Here is a 17,802-nt window from a genome sequence, read left to right on the forward strand (position 1 = left end):
GCGGAGTTGACTTGACGGTGGAGGGAGAGTTTGCGGCTCCCCGCCGCGCCTCCCTCGCGTACGAGGAAGGATCGACGATGACTATCGCAACGAGGAAGCGTGCGGGGACGCTTCTGGTCAAGAGTGCCCTCATGGGCGTCGCTGTCGTGATGCCCGTGGTCGCCCTGGCGGGACCCGCCGCGGCTGCGTCCGGGCCCGCGCAGGTGGTCCCACAGGTCCAGGTGGACCGGCATCACCGCGACGGCGGTGACGGATGGAACCAGTGGAACCGTCCGCGCTGCGGCGACGACTGGAACCGCTGCGGGCCGCGCTGCGGCGGCGACGACTGGAACTGGAACGGGAACCGCTGCGGCGGGCCGGAAGGGGGCTGGCAGCAGGGGCCGCAGTTCAACCAGTTCGGCCAGTTCAACCAGTTCAATCAGTTCGGCGGCCTGCTCGGGCCGTTCGGGGGGCTGTTCGGCAGCTGAACCCAACACGACGCACCGGTCATCGTCTGCGGTGACCGGTGCGTCGTGTTCGGGGTTCCAAGCTACTTTCGTCGGCCCGGTGAGACGACCAGGACGACGCCGACGACGACGGCGGCGAGGACGAGCAGCCACTTGAACTGCCAGTCGCCGAGGGCGCCCAGGTGGTCCGGACCGATGAATGCCCACACGCTGACGAGGAGGGCGGCCAGCCCCGACAGGAGCAGGACTGCGGACGGTCGCCGGGTGCCGGCCGTCTCGGTGGATTCGCTGTTCTCAGCCACGGCGGACCTCCATGTCTCCCATTCGGCCGTTCATGTTGAGGGTCAGGACGGGGCCGCCGGTGCCGTCGGCGCCGCCGTTGAGCCCTTCGGGCAGGCACTTGATGTCGCCGACCGCCATCGAGCAGTGGTTGACGACGTCCATGTTCTCCGGGACCAGCACCGTGAAGGTCGCGAAGCCGGAGGTGATGTCGACGGTCTTGTCCCCGGTGAGGGTGACGCCGCGGAGGTCGAGCGTGAAATCGCCCAACTGGCCGGAGTATTCGGGTGCGATCTCCGCCGCGGAGACCGGTGTCCAGGTGCGGGTGCCGACGTTCTGGCTGTTCCAGTCGACCGGGCCGACCAGTGACGCGAGGATCACGAACCCGATCAGCGGGCCCGTCACCACGAGCAGGCCGTAGCCGCGGCGCAGGAACGCACCGACGACGAGCCCGACACCGATCACGGCCAGGCCGACGGCCCCGATCCGGCCGGGGGACATCCACTCCCAGTCGGTGGCGGTGCCGATCGCCCAGGCGGCGACCGACGCGAGGATTGCCAGTCCGAGCACGACCGACGTCAGCCGGGACCTCGGTCGGGGCGGTGTCGTGACCACCGGCGCCGTGACGGGTGCGGGCTCGGGCAGATCCCACGCGAACGGGGCGACTCCGAGCGGATCCCAGGCGGGCGGGGTGGGGGTGTCGGAGGCGGTCGGAGTGAACACGTCTGTGTTCGTGGGTGATTCACCTGTTCGCGCCGGTTCGCCGCTCTGCGGCGACGTGTCCTCGGTCGTTGCGCTCGGCGGCTGGGCGCCGGTGTCGGGTGCGGACGGTTCGTACGTCTTCGGCAGGGTGGTGAAGACTCCGGGGGGCGTGTAGGCGGTGCCCGCAGCGGGCGGGTACGCACCGGGGAAGACCGTGGCGGGTGGAGTGATGCCGTACCAGGGATCGGCGCCGCCCGGAACGGCCGGCGGGTGCGGCCTGCGCTGGAACAGGAGCCACAGCCCGCCCAGCATCAACGCCATGCTGACCAGACCGGATCCGCCCATTCCGATACCGATCGGTCCGAGTGTGGACATCGCGATCAGCAGCGCGACGACGAGGACGATCGTCTTGGTGCCGGACTCCGAACTCTGTCCCCGTCCGAGCAGTGACTCGGCTGCCGAGGACGGGTCGCCTGCGCGCGGCAGTACCAGCCAGCAGGCCAGGTAGAGGACGATGCCGGCCCCACCGAACAGGGTCGAGACGACGAACGCCACCCGCACCAGTACGGGGTCGACGTCGTAGCGGTGGCCGATCCCGGCCGCGACGCCGGCGATCGGTCCCTGCCGGGGCAGCCGCACGGGCCGGGTTCGCCACAACTGGTTCAGCTGCTCGGAGAAGCTCGGTGTGCTCATGTCGTCCATCGTGGCGGGCACGGACCCCCGGCACATCAGGGACGAACCCTGATCTTTGACCCCGCGCGGGTCGATGGATCAGGGTCAACCCTGATGCGCCCGCCCGCGTGGGCGTGCCACCATCGATGGTGTGCAGCCGATTCCGCATGCCCACATCCCGGGCGAGGTGACCCGGCCCCGACTCGAACGCCGCGTCGGGGGTCGGGTGATCGGTGGTGTCGCGGGCGGCGTCGCCGATCATCTGGGCATCGACGTGTTCAAGGTGAGAGTGGCGTTCGTCCTGCTCGGTGCGCTCGCCGGTTCCGGCATCGTCGCGTACGGCCTGCTGTGGATCTTCACCCCGCCCGGCAGTGACACCGAGCGGCCGAGCCCCGCGGAACGCCGTCGTGCTCTCGGGTTGGCGGTGCTCGGCCTCGCGCTTTCGGGTGGGCTGGCGATCCTCGTCAGCGGTACCGCGGCGGAGGTGCTGGTCCCGGTCGTCGTCGTCGCCATCGGCGCGGCCCTGGTGTGGCGTGAGTACGACTCCGACGGCCCGCGATCGGCATTCGGGTTGCCGCAGAGCCCGACGGTGCTCACCTGGGCCCGGGTGCTCGGCGGCATCTCGCTGATCGTGCTCGGCCTCGGTGTGGTGATCCTCGCTCGGGTGGACCTGGCGTCGCTGCGCTCATCGGTGCTCGCCGTGGTCGTCACCCTGGTCGGCATCGGGCTGCTGAGCGTGCCGCTGTGGCTGCGGTTGTGGCGTGACCTCGGGCAGGAGCGGTCGGCGCGGATCCGCAACGAGGAACGCGAGGAGATCGCCTCGCATCTGCACGACTCGGTCCTGCAGACCCTCGCGCTGATCCAGAAGCAGGCCGACCGCCCGCAGGAGGTGCTTCGGCTGGCGCGCGGTCAGGAACGCGAACTGCGCAAGTGGCTGTTCGGGGAGGGCGAGGCGGCCCACGCGAGCCTTGCGGAGGCGCTGCGCACCATCGCCGGGGAGGTCGAGGACCAGCACGGTATCGCGGTGCAGACGGTCACGGTCGGTGATGTGCGATTGGACGTCCCGGAGGAGGAGTCGGGTCTGCCGAAGGAGGCGGTCACCGCGATCCTCGGCGCCACAAGGGAGGCGCTGGTCAACGCGGCCAAGCATTCCGGTGAGTCGACGGTCGACCTGTTCGCGGAGTCCGACGCCACGCAGGTGAACGTGTTCGTGCGAGATCGGGGTGTCGGATTCGACGCGGCGGCGGTTCCTGCGGACCGTCAGGGGCTGGCGAAATCGATCCGGGCGCGGGTCGAGCGCCGCGACGGCGAGGTCGTGGTGGACTCCGCGGTGGGACGCGGCACCGAGATCCGGATCGGGATGCCCCTGGGAGCACCGGAATCCGGAGACGGGGCCGGAACCTCGGCGAAGGCACAGGGCAGTGACCAGTCGTCGCAGACGGGTGGGGACCCCCTAGAGTCGGTGGTGCCCGAGACCCCGATGAAGGAGCAGCGCAGGTGACGTCGTCCGGAGGACACGAGGTGGTTTCGCCAGGTCCCGGTTTTCGTGTCTTTCTCGTCGACGATCACGCGGTCTTCCGGTCCGGGGTGCGTGCGGAACTCGCGTCGGAGCCCGACATCGAGGTGGTCGGTGAGGCCGGGGGAGTCGCCGAGGCGATCGCCGGGATCAACGCGTCCGCGCCCGATGTGGTGCTGCTGGACGTGCACATGCCGGACGGCGGCGGAGTGGCGGTGCTCCGCGGTATCGACCCCGGCCCGGTGTGCCTGGCGCTGAGCGTCTCCGATGCCGCGGAAGACGTCATCGCGGTGATCCGATCGGGTGCCCGCGGCTACGTGACCAAGACCATTTCCGGCCGCGAACTCGCCGACGGGGTGCGCCGGGTGGCGGGCGGGGACGCGGTGTTCAGTCCACGCCTGGCCGGATTCGTCCTCGACTCCTTCACCGGACGGTCCTCGGCACCCGAACCACCACTGGACCCGGAACTGGATTCGTTGACCCCGCGCGAACTCGAGGTGCTGCGGCTGCTGGCTCGCGGCTACACGTATCGCGAGATCGCCGAGTCCCTGGTGATCTCGGTCAAGACCGTCGAGACACACGCCTCGAACGTGTTGCGAAAGACGCAGCAGTCCAACAGGAATGCCCTGACCCGTTGGGCGCACCGGCGTCGGATCGAGTAGCCACGTCCGGGATCGAGTTCCGGTGCTTGCCGATTCGACGACGCCGCCGGCCCGCGGAGGATGCGGGCTGGCGGCGTCGTCGGTTCAGGGGCAGGTGCGGTGCACGTCGAGTCCGCCGGCGCGAGCCCGGCGCACCACCCACACCAGTGCGGCCGCGACGAGGGCGAGAGCGGCGGGGGCCGGGACCAGCAGCGGCGAGGCCAGCGTCGCCACCAGGACGAGCATCGGTACCAGCAGTGTGCCGGGGTGGGGCCGGAAGGTCGGGGTGACCTGCCGGTCCAGCCAGGCCGGCGCCGGGCCCGCCCTCACGGCCCGACCTGCGCGGGTGCCACGGTGTGGCCGCGGCCGACGTGAGCCTCGGCGCGCATCCGGTCGACCATGTGCGGGTAGTGCAGCTCGAACGCCGGGCGCTCGGAACGGATCCGGGGCAGTTCGGTGAAGTTGTGCCGCGGCGGCGGGCAGGAGGTGGCCCATTCGAGCGAATTGCCGAAGCCCCACGGGTCGTCGACCGTGACGACCTCGCCGTAGCGGTAGCTCTTGAAGACGTTCCAGATGAACGGCAGCGTCGAGGCCCCGAGGATGAACGCACCGATCGTCGAGATCATGTTCAGCGAGGTGAAGCTGTCCGACGGCAGGTAGTCCGCGTAGCGACGCGGCATGCCCTCGTTGCCCAGCCAGTGCTGCACCAGGAAGGTGGAGTGGAAGCCGAGGAACGTGAGCCAGAAGTGCCACTTCGCCAGGCGCTCGTCCATCATCCGTCCGGTCATCTTCGGGAACCAGAAGTAGATGCCGGCGTAGGTGGCGAACACGATGGTGCCGAAGAGCACGTAGTGGAAGTGGGCGACCACGAAATACGAGTCGGTCAAATGGAAGTCGAGCGGCGGGCTGGCGAGCAGGACACCGGAGAGGCCGCCGAAGAGGAACGTCACCAGGAAGCCGACCGAGAACAACATCGGTGATTCGAATGTCAGCTGACCGCGCCACATGGTGCCGATCCAGTTGAAGAACTTCACGCCGGTCGGGACCGCGATCAGGAACGTCATGAACGAGAAGAACGGCAGCAGGATGGCGCCGGTGGCGTACATGTGGTGCGCCCACACCGCGATGGACAGGGCGGCGATGCCGAGGGTGGCGTACACCAGGCCGCTGTAGCCGAAGATCGGCTTGCGTGAGAAGACCGGGAAGATCTCCGACACGATGCCGAAGAACGGCAGTGCCAGCACGTACACCTCGGGATGGCCGAAGAACCAGAACAGGTGCTGCCACAGGATGACTCCGCCGTTGGCGGGGTCGAACAGGTGCGCGCCGAAGTGGCGGTCGACGAACACGCCGAGCAACGCCGCGGCGAGCAGCGGGAAGATCATCAGCGCAAGCAGGCTGGCGACGAGGGTGTTCCAGGTGAAGATCGGCATCCGGAACATGGTCATGCCGGGGGCGCGCAGGCACACGATCGTCGAGATCAGGTTGACCGAGCCCAGGATCGTGCCGAGGCCGCCGAGTGTCAGGCCGATGATCCACAGATCGGCACCGGCGCCGGGCGAGTGGACGGCGTCGGTGAGTGGAACGTATGCGGTCCAGCCGAAGTCGGCGGCGCCGCCGGGGGTGACGAAGCCGGCGGAGGCGATCAGTCCGCCGAACAGGTACATCCAGTAGCTCGCCGCGTTCAGGCGGGGGAAGCAGACGTCGGGGGCGCCGATCTGCAGTGGCATCAGGTAGTTGGCGAAGCCGAAGAAGATCGGTGTCGCGTACAGCAGCAGCATCACCGTGCCGTGCATGGTGAACAGCTGGTTGTACTGCTCGTTCGACAGGAACTGCATGCCCGGCACCGCGAGTTCGGTGCGGATCAGCAGGGCCATCAGGCCGCCGATGAGGAAGAACGCGAACGACGTGACGATGTACATGATGCCGAGCGTCTTGTGGTCGGTCGTGGTGAGGATCTTGACGATCGCCGAGCCCTTCGGCGCCCGCCCGGGTGCCGGGCGGGCGGCCTCGATCGATGCTGGGGGGCGGGGTGCGAGATCAACCACGGCGCACGCTCGCGGCGCCGTGGTTTCCTCGGATCTCGGATTGTCTGTGCTCACGCATGGATCGGATGATTGTCCTGCCCTGCCGCGCGGTGCCAGAGTCGAAGGTCCCTAGGCGGACTGGGAGGAGGATCACAGTCTCGATCCGGGGTGACGGCTCGCCGGATCATTTGGGGGAGGGTAGATTTCGTCCGGCTGTGTGACGGGTGGACCTACGGTCGGGCAGGTCAGACCACGAGGGCGACGATCAACACCACGATCAGCAGGGCTGCCACCGCGAGGGCGGCGATCAGCGGCACCGGCAGGCCGGGTCCGGACTTCGTCGACTCGAATGCCGGCGGCTGGGGGAGCCCCGGACTCGGGCGGTGCACGGACTGCAGGGGTACCGCTTGCGGGGCGGCGGGTAGGCCGCTGGCGGTGCTCGTGGGTAGCCGGCGCGCGGACCGGGCCGGGCCGCTCGATGCGCCCCGGCGGGCCCAGAACGGGACCGTCCCGTCCGCCTCGCGGAGCGGGGCGTCGAGGACGTATGCGATGTTGACGCCGGCGCCGGCGGCACTGCGCGCCAGCAGATCCCGCGCCTCGGCCATGGTGGGACGCCGGGTCGGGTCGGGTTCGAGCATGCGCAGCAGGACGTCGGTGATCTCACCGCTACGGACCGGGCGCATGATCTGTGCCTTGGCCACTCGGTGCAACAGGGCGAGGGTGTCGTCGTCGATGCCGAACGGCGGTTGCCCCTCGGTAGCGGTGTACAGGGTGGCGCCGAGCGAGAACACATCGGACGCCTCGGTCGGGTCGGCGCCGCGCGCGACCTCGGGCGCGAAATAGGCCGGGGTGCCGGTGATCACGGAACTCTGCCCGGGCTGGGTCTCGCCTTTCGCGCGCGAGATGCCGAAGTCGCTGATCTTGACGGTGCCTGCGTCGGGTCCGCGGTCCGCGATCAGGATGTTGCCCGGTTTGACGTCACGGTGCACGATGCCGGCGGCATGCGCGGCGACGAGGGCGTCGGCCACCTGCGCACCGATCTGGGCGACCTGCAATGGGGGAAGGGTCTCGGTGACGTTCAGCGCCTGCGCCAGGCTGCGGGAGGGCATGTGCTCCATCACCAGCCACGGATCGTCGCCTTCGAGCGTGACGTCGTACATCGCGATGGCGTGCGGGTGGGACAGGCGGGCGGCGAGGCGGCCCTCGCGCATCGCGCGGGCCCTCACGTCCGCGGCGGCCTCGGCGGTGAGGCCGGGCGGAAAGCTGATCTGCTTGATGGCGATCTCGCGGTCGAGGAGGGTGTCGTGGGCGAGCCAGACCGATCCCATTCCGCCGCCGCCGAGTTTCGAGCGCAGGCGGTGGCGACCGGCCACCAGATGGTCCGGTCCGACGATTCTCTGCCCCTGCTCCGCCACACCCGCGAGGGTAGACGACGCCCCCGCGGTGTCGACGTCCGGCGCCGTGAACTGCGGTTTCTTCACGCCTTGACGGAGCCGGCGGGACGGGCTTTACTGAAAGTGTTCGAATGTGTGTTCGATGCCTGATTGTTCGATGTCCGGTGTTCGATGCCTGATTGTTTGATGTTCGATGTTCGGTGGTCCCGTGTCTTCCCCCACGGCGGTGCCCACGACCTCGTTCTGTGTTGTGTGGACGTTTGTGTTGTGTGTGGACGGAGTGTGCGGTGGGTGGTCTCGCTGTCGACCTGGCCGGGTTGTCCCGGCAGGAGCGGCTCGAGCAGTTGCGGCGGCAGATCGCCGCGGTGCCGGCGCGGGGCGAGTCGGTCGCGACCCGGCCGGATCGGTCGGCTCCCGGGCGTGAGGCTCCCGGGGCGGCCGCCGAGCGTCCGGTCTTGCCCGTGCCCGAGGCCCTGGCCGACCTGCTTCCGCAGGGAGGGCTTCCCCGGGGGGCAGTGGTCACCGTCTCCGGCGCCGGGTCGCTTCTGGTGGGCCTGCTCGCCTCGGTGACCGCCTCCGGGGGGCACGCGGCGGTGATCGGGCATCCTCGGCTCGGTCTGCTCGCGGCGGCCGAGATGGGCGCCGAACTGGGCCGGCTGGCGGTGATCCCGGACCCGGGGCCCGATCCGGTGGAAGTCGCGGCGGTGCTGCTGGACGGACTGGACCTGGTGGTGCTGGGTCTCGGCGGGCTCGCGGTGCCGCCGTCACGGGCCCGGGCGGTGGTTGCCCGGGCCCGGAGCAAGGGCGCGACGCTGGTGGTGACCGGTGGCGGCTGGAGCGGGGCGGAGGTCCGGCTCGACGCCACCGTCCGCGGCTACGACGGGCTGGGAGGTCACGACGAATCGGGGTGTGGGCGTGGCCGGTTGCGGGGTCTGCGACTTGCGGTCGGCGCCGAGGGGCGGGCCTTCCAGCGGCGGACCGCCAGCGTGGACCTGTGTCCGCGTCGGGGTCGGGTGGAGTGGGTCGCCGAAGTCGCCCCACCGCAGCGGCTGCCGAGTGTCGAGGGCGGTGTGGCATGAGCGCGGGAACCGGATCGCGGGTGTTGGCGCTGTGGTGCGCTGACTGGCCTGCGGTCGCCGCCGCCGCGACCACGGATCTGTCGCCGGCCGAGCCGGTGGCGGTGGTCTCCGGCAACCGGGTGGTCGCGTGCTCGGCGACCGCCCGTGCCGAGGGGGTCGGGCCGGGCCTGCGGAGGCGGGACGCGCAGGCCCGGTGTCCGCGACTGCACGTGCTGCCCGCGGACGAGGGCCGCGACGCCCGGGTGTTCGAGCCGGTGGCCGCGGCGGTCGATGCGGCGGCACCCGGGGTGGAGGTGCTGCGACCCGGGTTGCTGGTGCTCGCCGCGCGCGGGCTCGCCCGGTACTTCGGCTCGGAGGAGGCCGCCGCGGAACGGCTGGTCGACGAGGTCGCGGCGGTCGGGGTCGAGTGCCAGGTCGGGATCGCGGACGAACTGTCCACCGCCGTCGTCGCGGCACGGCGGTCGGCGCTGGTTCCCCCGGGGAGCGGTGCCCGGTTTCTGGCTCCGCTCCCGGTCGCGGAACTCGCCGCCGAGCCGGCGCTGGCGGGGCGGGACCGGATCGACCTGGTCGATCTGCTGCACCGGCTCGGGCTGCGTACCGTCGGGGATTTTGCCGCTCTGACCCCGGTCGCGGTGGCCTCCCGGTTCGGCGCGGACGCGGTGGCGGCCCATCGCAGCGCGCGCGGCGAGCCGGAGCGCCCGCCGTCGGCGCGACCGTTGCCGCCCGATCTCGAGGTGGAGTTGCGGTGCGATCCGCCGGTGGACCGGGTGGACGCGGCCGCTTTCGCGGGCCGTGCGTTGGCCGAGCGTCTGCACGCGCGACTGTCGGCCGCGTCGGTGGCCTGCACGCGGCTGGCGGTGCACGCGAGCACCGGTCACGGTCAGCACCTTTCGCGCATCTGGCGGTGTGCGGAGCCGTTGACACCGGAGGGCACCGCGGACCGGGTGCGCTGGCAGCTGGACGGCTGGTTGACCGGCCGGAGCGAGTCCCGCCCCACTGCGGGAATCGAATTGCTGCGGCTCGAGCCGGTGGAGGTGGTGGCGGCAGGGGCGCTGCAACTCGGGTTGTGGGGCGGCGTTGGGGCGGAGGACGAGCGCGCCCGCCGCGCCCTGGTCCGGGTGCAGGGGCTGCTCGGCGGGGACGCAGTGCGGGTCGGGGTGCTCAGCGGTGGCCGCGGACCGGGGGAGCGGGTCACTGTCGTGCCGTTGGGCGACGAGGCGGTGCCGCACAACGATCCCGCGGAGCCCTGGCCGGGACGGTTGCCCGAGCCTGCGCCCACCGCGGTGCTGCCGGTTCCGCCGTCGGTGGAGCTCGAGGACGCCGCGGGAAATCCGGTGAGGGTGACCGGTCGGGGCGAGTTCGGTGCACGTCCCGCCCGGTTGCGGTGGGGCGCCCGCAGCTGGAATCTGCTCGGCTGCGCGGGCCCCTGGTCGGTGGACGAGCGGTGGTGGGATCCGGCCGCGGCCCGGCGGGCGGCGCGGGCGCAGGTCCTGCTCGGTCCGGGAACCGGTGTCGGGGACGGTGCGCCGCGAGCGCTGCTGGTGCTCTTCGACGGGGCCGGGTGGTGTGTGGAGGGAACCTACGAGTGACGGGCCGGGCTCGCGGCTCCGTTGCGATATACCCACCGGGGGTATATTCTCGCGGCATGAACTCCGCTCACGGAAGTCATACCGGCCACCTGGACCACGGTGCCGCCGAGCACGCCCACTCCGGGCATCCCGGCCCCGCTCACCCGGGCCACGGCGACCACGTCGGCCACAGTGACCACGCCGGTCACGGCGACCACGCCGCCCGGTTCGGCCGGCTGTTCCGGATCATGCTCGTGCTGGCGGTGCCCGTCGTCCTGGCCAACGCGATGTTCGCCGACCTGGTCGGTTACTCCCTGCCGCACGACGGGCCGGTCACCTGGATCTCGCCGCTGCTCGGCACGGTGATGTACCTGTGGGGCGGACGGCCGTTCCTCGCCGGAGCCGTCGGCGAGATCAAGGCCCGCCAACCCGGCATGATGCTGCTGATCGCGCTGGCGATCACCGTGGCGTTCGTCGCGTCCTGGGGTGCGACCCTCGGGCTGCTCGCCCACGACCTCGACTTCTGGTGGGAACTGGCGCTTCTCATCGTGATCATGTTGCTCGGCCACTGGATCGAGATGCGCTCGCTCGGGCAGGCGTCGAGCGCACTGGACTCGCTGGCGGCACTGCTGCCGGACGAGGCCGAGCGGCTCGATGCCGACGGTGTCGCGGAAATCGTGCCACTCACGGCGCTGCAGGCAGGGGATCTGGTGATCGTCCGGCCCGGCGGGAGGGTGCCTGCGGACGGGATCGTCGTCGACGGCGCGGCGGACGTCGACGAGTCGATGATCACCGGCGAATCCGTCGCCATCCGGCGAACGGTCGGCGACCGGGTCGTCGCCGGGACCGTCACCACCGATTCGGCGTTGCGCGTGCAGGTCACGGCGATCGGGGAGGACACCGCGCTCGCCGGGATCCGTCGTCTGGTCGCGGAGGCCCAGAACTCGACCTCCCGCGCCCAGGTCCTCGCCGACCGGGCAGCCGGGTGGCTGTTCTGGTTCGCGCTGGTCGCCGCGTTGCTCACCGCCGCAGCCTGGCTGCTGCTCGGTGAACCCGAGTCGGCGGTCACCCGCACCATCACCGTGCTCGTCATCGCCTGCCCGCACGCGCTCGGTCTCGCGATCCCACTGGTGGTGTCGATCGCCACCGAACGTGCGGCCCGGGCCGGCGTGCTGATCACCGACCGCCGCGCACTCGAGGCCATGCGCACCGTGGATGCCGTGCTGTTCGACAAGACCGGCACCCTCACCCGCGGCGAGCCCGCGGTCGTCGAGGTGCTCCCCGTGTCCGGGCGCACCGCGGGAGAGGTGGTCGCCGCGGCCGCCGCGGTCGAACACGACAGCGAACACCCGCTGGGGCGTGCCGTCGTCGCGGAAGCCGGAGCGCGCGGACTGACGGTGCCCGCGGCGTCGGACTTCCAGGCGCGCAACGGGGTCGGGGTCACCGCCGTCGTCGACGGGGCGACGGTGAGTGTCGGCGGTCCCGGCATGCTCGCCGCGCACGGGCTGGACGCACCAGGCGTTGCCCCGAAGGCGTCGGGAGCGACTGTGCTGCACGTGATTCGGGACGGAGAGGTGATCGGTGCGCTGGCGCTGGCCGATGCGGTCCGCCCCGAGTCGCGGCAGGCGATCGACGCCCTGCACGCACGCGGCGTGCACGTCGCGATGATCACCGGCGATGCGCAGGCGGTGGCGGATTCGGTGGCCGCGGACCTGGGCATCGACGAGGTGTTCGCGGGCGTGCTGCCGCAGGACAAGGGGGCCGAGGTCAAGGCGCTGCAGGCGGCGGGCCGCACGGTGGCGATGGTCGGTGACGGCGTCAACGACGCGCCCGCGCTGGCGCAGGCCGACGTGGGCCTGGCGATCGGCGCGGGCACCGACGTCGCGATCGCGTCGGCCGGAGTGGTGCTCGCCAGTGACGATCCGCGGTCTGTCCTTTCGGTCGTCGAACTCTCCCGCGCCACCTACCGCAAGATGATCCAGAACCTCACCTGGGCGGCCGGGTACAACGTGATTGCGGTGCCGCTCGCCGCCGGTGTGCTCGCGCCGTGGGGGATCACCCTGCCGATGGAGGTGGGGGCGCTGCTGATGTCGGCGTCCACGGTTGTCGTCGCGCTCAACGCCCAACTGCTGCGGCGCCTCGACCTGCGTCCCGCCGCCGTTGTACGGGGGACTAATCTTTCACGAGAAACATGAGCGGTGCGAAGGATGGATCTGATTCGATGATGGCGACGGCGACGGCCACCCTCGGAGGCGTCGAGATCCACTACCGCGACTCCCACGGCCCGGACCCGGTTCCCGTGCTGCTGGTGCACGGCATGGGCGGCGACGGCCGCACCTGGGACCGCTTCGCCCGCAACCTGATCGGTCGCGGCCGCCGGGTGATCACCGCAGACCTGCGCGGCCACGGCCGCAGCACGCACACCCCCAGCTACCTGTTCCACGAGTTCGGTGCCGACCTGCTGGCCCTGTGCGACCACCTGGCGCTGGACCGGGTGGACCTGGTCGGCCACTCGCTCGGGGGGCACGCGGTGTCCCTGGTCGCCCAGTCCCGGCCGGACCTGGTGCGGCGGCTGGTGCTCGAGGAGGCCCCGCTGCCGCTGCGTGCGGGGGAGGAGATGGGGACGCTGACCCGGCGGCTGCCGTCGCCGGTGGAGTTGTGGCACGCGGTGACCAGCCTGGTCCGAAGTCCCCGCGCGACATTCGCGTTCGACCGCTCCATGACCGCGTCCGCGCTCGACCAGTTCCACACCCCGCACCCCGACTGGTGGGAGGCTCTGCCGTCGATTGCCGCGAGGACCCTGCTGGTCACCGGAGGCCCCCGCGGCATGGTGCACCCGGCGCGGCTCGACGCCGCGCTCGCCGCGATCCCGGACAGCCGGACGGTGACGATCGACGTCGGGCACAGCGTGCACCGCGACCGGCCCCGCGAGTTCGCGGCCACCGTCGGCCGGTTCCTCGGCTGAGGCCCTAGCCCCGCCGTCGCCCGCCGAGTTGACGGACGTAGGTCGCCGGTGGGGTGCCGACCGCGGCGGTGAACGCGCGCACGAGGTGCGCCTGGTCGCTGAACCCCAACTGGTGGGCGAGTTCGGTCCACACCACGGGCGTTCCACCGTGCGCCTGCGCGGCCGCGTCGAGGAGTCGATGCCGCTGGATCACCCACTTCGGTCCGATTCCGACGTACTCCGTGAACAATCGCTGCAGGGTTCGCACGCCGGTTCCGGTGCGGGTCGCCAGCTGATCGACCCGATGCAGCGAGCGGTCCGTCTCGATCAGCGTGACCAGCCCGTCCACCTCGTCGACCGTCGGATCGGGTCGAGGAGCACAACGTTCCAGGTAGTCCTCGACGAGTGCGGTCATCTCGTCGTCGTCGGTGGTGCCCAGTGCGGCGGCGGCGACGGGAGCGTCGTCGCGGCCCACCAGCGGCCCGGCCGGCTGCACCGTGCCCTCCAGCGCGCCGACACTCGATCGCAGGAACGAGTGGAATCCGCCAGCCCGGAACGCCACCCCGATCACGTGCCCGGTGCCGGTCAGCGTCCGGTGGAACGCTGCCCGGTTCACCCCGTGCACCAGCAGGCGGCCCTGCTCGGCGGCGAGGTGGATCTTCGGCTGTGGGAGCACCTGCTGGTCGCGGCTGCCCGGCTCCGTCCAGTGCACGATCCACAGGTACTCGACGAACGGACGCAACGACTCTCGGGGAAAGCGTCGTGCCACGGTGATGGTCTGCGCGGCCTCGTCCGGTCGCACGATCGCCTCCGGCACTCCGCGCGGTTGGTTCGCCCTGTCGGTCACGATCACCGAGCTTAGGATCGCCGGGTGACACTCACCGCGCTCGACGGCAAACTCATCGGCTGGGCAGCCGCGTACGTGCTCTCCCAGGCGAACATCATCCGGCTGCTCGGACCGGCGGGGTCGAAGCTGCTCGCCACCCAGACCGCGCTGTCCGCGCACCGGTACCGCGCTGTCCTCGACAGCATGGACGAGACCGAAACCGCACGGTTCCGCAGTCATTTCGCACCCGACATGGTGCATCCGGTGATCTACGCGTCCGCGCTGTACACCGGCGGTGCCCGGCTGGCGCAGCTCACCGACCTGTCGCCGGGCACCCGGACCGCCCTGCGGGTGGCGCCGGTGGTCGCGGCAGCGTGCGACTACGTCGAGAACGTCGTCGACCTGCACCTGCTCGACCACCGCGAGGCCGTCACCGACGCCCGGGTCCGGGCGATCACGGCCGTCAGCACCACCAAGTGGGTGCTGAGCATCGGCACGCTCGCCTACCTGGCGCAGGGATTCGTGCGAGTCCGGGCGCGGATGGCGACCGGCCGTCGCCACTGACCCGGGTCGCGCGGGGGAGCCGGGGCCGGGGGCAGAATGGGCCGGGTGAGCCAGGCGACGACGACCGACGACATCTACCCGACCGTGGCGGAGCAGCGGACCTGTTCGGCGCTGTCCGCGCTCGACGAGCCGCTGCCGGGTACCGCCGCGCAGGTGACCGCCTGGCTGTGCCTCGAACATCCGGGGCCGTGGGGGCGGGACGTGTTCTCCGGTCAGGCTCTCGGCTTCGACCTGTCACCGCGCCTGCAGGCGCACACCGAGGCGTCCGGGGTGCGGCTGATGCTGATCCGGCGGCCCGGCCGCACCGTCGTCGGTTCGCGCCGCACGGTGTTGTTCGCGCGGTCCGCCCCGGACGGCACCTGGTGCGAACGCTTCGAGGTCGCCGAGCCCGAAGACCTGCTCGATCTCGACCTGACCGTGACACCCGCGGCGCCCGGGCTCGGCACCGAGGTCGCCGACCCGGTGGCGTTGGTGTGTGCGCACGGCAAGCGCGACCAGTGCTGCGCGGTGCTCGGCAGGCCCGTCGCCGCGGAGCTGGCCGCCGAGTTCGGGGACGCGGTGTGGGAGTGCTCGCACACCGGCGGGCACCGTTTCGCGCCGTCGCTGATCCTGCTGCCCACCGGGTACACCTACGGGCGGCTCTCCCCGGAGGAGTCCGTGGCGGCGGTCGAAGCCGCCGGCCGCGGCGAGGTGTACCGGACCGGCCTGCGCGGCCGCAGCTGCTGGTCGCCCGCCGAGCAGGTCGCGGAAATCGCGGTCCGCGACCAGGTTTCGGCGGGGACATCCGATCTGGTCGTGACGGGGCCGCCGGAGTGCCCGGTGGTCCGGCACCGGGACGGCCGGTCCTGGAGCGTGCCGGTCACCGGTGCCGACCTGCCGCCGCGTCCGGCCAGCTGCGGCGCCGAGGCGAAGCCGGTGCGCGCACTCGTCGCCGGCGAGGTGCGCACGGCGCGGTGAGCAGAGGCAGCTCCGCTGCGCGAGCGCCGCGGGCGCCCTGGCGATTCAGTGGCCGATGCCGACCTTCTGGTGGATCTTGCGCATCCACGCCGGGGCCCACCAGTTCGCCTCGCCCATCAGCTTGACCAGTGACGGCACCAGCAGCATCCGTACCACCGTGGCGTCGACGATCAACGCGATGATCATGCCGACCCCGAGGAAGCGCATGATCGACAGGCCCGACGTCATGAAGGCGCCGGTGACGATGATCAGCAGCGCCGCGGCCGCGGTCACGATCCGGCCGGTCCGGGCGGTACCGATGCGGACGGCCTCCTCCGTGCTGGCGCCGTTCTCACGGGCCTCGACCATCCGCGACATGAGGAACACCTCGTAGTCGGTGGACAGTCCGAACACGACCGCGAGGATCAACACCACGAACGTCGGTTCGAGCGGGTTCGGGGTGACGCCGAGCAGGTCTGCACCATGGCCGAGCTGGAAGATCCAGGTGAGCAGGCCGAACGTTGCGGCCAGGCTCAGTCCGGCCATCGCGACCGCCTTGACCGGCAACACGACCGATCCGAACGCGAGGAACAGCAGCACCAGCGTCGAGACCACCATGATGGTGAGCATCAGCGGAAGGTGGCTGACGATCGACGAGTTGGTGTCCTCGGTGAGGGCTGCGCCGCCACCGACCATCACCTCGGTTCCCGCGGGCGGGTCGATCGCGCGCAGTGCCTTCACGGTGTCGGCCGGCGGGACGTCGTTGGTGAACGTGGCGGTCAGGATCGACACATCGCCCGGCGACGCGGCCAGTTTCACCTGCGCGACGCCGTCGAGATCGCGGACGTCGCGGGTGAACTCGGTCAGCTGCGGGGTGGTCGGCAGGTTGCCGTCCTGGCCGCGCAGCAGGACGCTCGCCCCGGTACCCGCGGAGTCGAATTCGGTGGCGAGGGTCTCGGCGGCGATCCGGGACGGGTCGTCCTTGGGTAGCACGGTGTAGGTGACCTCGCCGAGGGCGACGCGCAGCAGCGGCGAGGCCAGCACGAGCAGGCCGGCGATGATCGTGACGGAGAAGACGACCGGTCGGCGCATCACCGTGGTCACGACCCGGCTCCAGAACCGGGCGGCGCGCTCCTCTCCGCGTTCGACGGCGCCGCGACGCCAGGCGAGGGAGTTGACCCGGTGACCCAGGATCGCGAGCAGCGCCGGGACGGCCGTCAGTGACAGCAGTGCCGCGCTCGTCACCGCGGCGATCGCGCCGAATCCGAGGGAGCGGATCACCGGCTGCGGGAACACCAGCATTCCGGCGAACGCGCACACCAGCAGCAGTCCGGAGAACATCACCGTGCGCCCGGCGGTGAGCACCGTGCGCTGCACCGCCGCGGCGGGCTCACTGCCGCCGGCGAGTTCCTCGCGGAACCGGCTGACGATGAACAGGCCGTAGTCGATCGCCAGTCCGAGGCCGAGCAGCGACGCCACGTTGAGGGCGAACGAGGAGACCTCGGTGAGCTCGGTGAGCAGGCGCAGCGTGCCGAGGGCGCTGAACACGGTGAGCATGCCGACGAACACCGGGATCGCGGCGGCGGTGACGGTGCCGAATACGACCACCAGCAGCAACAGGGTGATCGGCAACGCGATCGCCTCCGCCTTCACCAGGTCGTTCTGCAGGTGCTGGTTGAACGAATGCCCGACGAGGGTGCCGCCTGCGAATTGCGTCTCGATGCCCGGCGGGCTCAACGATGACTGCATCGCCTCGAGGTCGGCGACGGTGGGGCCGGCGTCCCAGTCGACGAACACGGTCGCCAGTGCCTTCGTGCCGTCCTCGGAGAGCAGCGGTTTCGCGGACGCCGGGTCCAGGGACCAGTACGAGGTGACCGAGCGGGTGGGCCAGTCCTGCCGGAAGTCGGCCAGGGTCTGCTGGACCTCCGGGCCGATGTCGCCGACGGTCCTGCCCTCGGGGACCGAGTAGATCGCCACGATGTCCGGTGACTGCGGACCGAGTTCGCGTTTGACCAGCATACTGACCTGCGCGGACTCACTGTTCGGGTCGTAGTAGCCTTCCTGGCTCATCTTCCCGAACACCCCCAGCCCCCACAAACCGGCGGCCACGACGATGAGAACGGCCAGCGCCAGTACCCACCACTTCCTTGCGACAACGAATTCGGCCCAGCGCGTCATCTGATACTCGGCGCGGATACTCCCTCATTC

At 71.0% G+C, this 17,802-nt stretch carries 16 protein-coding genes; 9 read left to right on the forward strand and 7 right to left on the reverse strand.

From position 1 onward, the window contains the following. Positions 1 to 77 precede the first annotated feature (77 nt). Entirely contained in the window at positions 78 to 467 is a 390-nt protein-coding gene (locus tag ACWDU4_RS08500) for a hypothetical protein (RefSeq protein WP_450113440.1), read from the forward strand. Between the two features lie 62 nt (positions 468 to 529). Here the strand turns inward: ACWDU4_RS08500 and ACWDU4_RS08505 are convergent, their stop codons facing one another. Then, the gene (locus tag ACWDU4_RS08505) at positions 530 to 748 is read right to left on the reverse strand and encodes a hypothetical protein (RefSeq protein WP_450113441.1); all 219 of its coding nucleotides are present in this window, start codon (positions 746 to 748) and stop codon (positions 530 to 532) included. Next, entirely contained in the window at positions 741 to 2,120 is a 1,380-nt protein-coding gene (locus ACWDU4_RS08510; protein WP_450113442.1) for a PspC domain-containing protein, read from the reverse strand. Before ACWDU4_RS08510 ends, ACWDU4_RS08505 begins: the two co-directional genes overlap by 8 nt. Positions 2,121 to 2,250: 130 nt before the next feature. On the opposite strand from ACWDU4_RS08510, the gene ACWDU4_RS08515 reads away from it, so the two are divergent. Together ACWDU4_RS08515 and ACWDU4_RS08520 are read left to right on the forward strand one after the other, a co-directional pair. Beyond that, the gene (locus tag ACWDU4_RS08515) at positions 2,251 to 3,600 is read left to right on the forward strand and encodes an ATP-binding protein (protein ID WP_450113443.1); all 1,350 of its coding nucleotides are present in this window, start codon (positions 2,251 to 2,253) and stop codon (positions 3,598 to 3,600) included. 20 nt (positions 3,601 to 3,620) lie between these two features. Further along, on the forward strand, positions 3,621 to 4,277 hold the full coding sequence (locus tag ACWDU4_RS08520) for a response regulator (protein ID WP_450113444.1): 657 nt from the start codon (positions 3,621 to 3,623) through the stop codon (positions 4,275 to 4,277). A gap of 84 nt (positions 4,278 to 4,361) precedes the next feature. Here ACWDU4_RS08520 and ACWDU4_RS08525 read toward each other — a convergent pair whose 3' ends face one another. The 3 genes from ACWDU4_RS08525 to ACWDU4_RS08535 form a co-directional block, all read right to left on the reverse strand. Beyond that, entirely contained in the window at positions 4,362 to 4,586 is a 225-nt protein-coding gene (locus tag ACWDU4_RS08525) for a hypothetical protein (protein WP_450113445.1), read from the reverse strand. Next, positions 4,583 to 6,304: an aa3-type cytochrome oxidase subunit I gene (ctaD, locus tag ACWDU4_RS08530; RefSeq protein ID WP_450113543.1), complete on the reverse strand. Its 1,722-nt coding sequence runs from the start codon at positions 6,302 to 6,304 to the stop codon at positions 4,583 to 4,585. The genes ACWDU4_RS08525 and ctaD overlap by 4 nt, the downstream gene beginning before the upstream one ends. Positions 6,305 to 6,528: 224 nt before the next feature. Next, on the reverse strand, positions 6,529 to 7,698 hold the full coding sequence (locus tag ACWDU4_RS08535) for a serine/threonine-protein kinase (protein WP_450113544.1): 1,170 nt from the start codon (positions 7,696 to 7,698) through the stop codon (positions 6,529 to 6,531). A 266-nt stretch (positions 7,699 to 7,964) separates the two neighbouring features. On the opposite strand from ACWDU4_RS08535, the gene ACWDU4_RS08540 reads away from it, so the two are divergent. From ACWDU4_RS08540 to ACWDU4_RS08555, 4 genes are read left to right on the forward strand one after another with little or no spacing between them, the layout of a single operon-like run. After that, complete coding sequence (locus ACWDU4_RS08540) at positions 7,965 to 8,756, forward strand: hypothetical protein (RefSeq protein WP_450113446.1); 792 nt, start codon at positions 7,965 to 7,967, stop codon at positions 8,754 to 8,756. Next, complete coding sequence (locus ACWDU4_RS08545) at positions 8,753 to 10,345, forward strand: DNA polymerase Y family protein (protein WP_450113447.1); 1,593 nt, start codon at positions 8,753 to 8,755, stop codon at positions 10,343 to 10,345. The genes ACWDU4_RS08540 and ACWDU4_RS08545 overlap by 4 nt, the downstream gene beginning before the upstream one ends. A gap of 56 nt (positions 10,346 to 10,401) precedes the next feature. Beyond that, positions 10,402 to 12,519, forward strand: coding sequence for a heavy metal translocating P-type ATPase (locus tag ACWDU4_RS08550; protein ID WP_450113448.1), 2,118 nt, complete (start codon positions 10,402 to 10,404; stop codon positions 12,517 to 12,519). Next, the gene (locus tag ACWDU4_RS08555) at positions 12,516 to 13,289 is read left to right on the forward strand and encodes an alpha/beta fold hydrolase (protein WP_450113449.1); all 774 of its coding nucleotides are present in this window, start codon (positions 12,516 to 12,518) and stop codon (positions 13,287 to 13,289) included. Before ACWDU4_RS08550 ends, ACWDU4_RS08555 begins: the two co-directional genes overlap by 4 nt. 4 nt (positions 13,290 to 13,293) lie before the next feature. On the opposite strand, the gene ACWDU4_RS08560 is transcribed toward ACWDU4_RS08555, so the two are convergent. Beyond that, positions 13,294 to 14,115: a DUF6597 domain-containing transcriptional factor gene (locus ACWDU4_RS08560; RefSeq protein ID WP_450113450.1), complete on the reverse strand. Its 822-nt coding sequence runs from the start codon at positions 14,113 to 14,115 to the stop codon at positions 13,294 to 13,296. 24 nt (positions 14,116 to 14,139) lie between these two features. Here ACWDU4_RS08560 and ACWDU4_RS08565 point away from each other — a divergent pair, with 24 nt between their 5' ends. After that, positions 14,140 to 14,658, forward strand: a complete 519-nt coding sequence (locus tag ACWDU4_RS08565) for a hypothetical protein (protein ID WP_450113451.1) — start codon at positions 14,140 to 14,142, stop codon at positions 14,656 to 14,658. A 45-nt stretch (positions 14,659 to 14,703) separates the two neighbouring features. Then, complete coding sequence (locus ACWDU4_RS08570) at positions 14,704 to 15,615, forward strand: sucrase ferredoxin (protein ID WP_450113452.1); 912 nt, start codon at positions 14,704 to 14,706, stop codon at positions 15,613 to 15,615. Positions 15,616 to 15,660: 45 nt separating this feature from the next. Here the strand turns inward: ACWDU4_RS08570 and ACWDU4_RS08575 are convergent, their stop codons facing one another. After that, positions 15,661 to 17,772, reverse strand: coding sequence for an MMPL family transporter (locus ACWDU4_RS08575; RefSeq protein ID WP_450113453.1), 2,112 nt, complete (start codon positions 17,770 to 17,772; stop codon positions 15,661 to 15,663). Positions 17,773 to 17,802 lie beyond the last annotated feature (30 nt).

This window comes from Rhodococcus sp. NPDC003348, assembly GCF_053589375.1.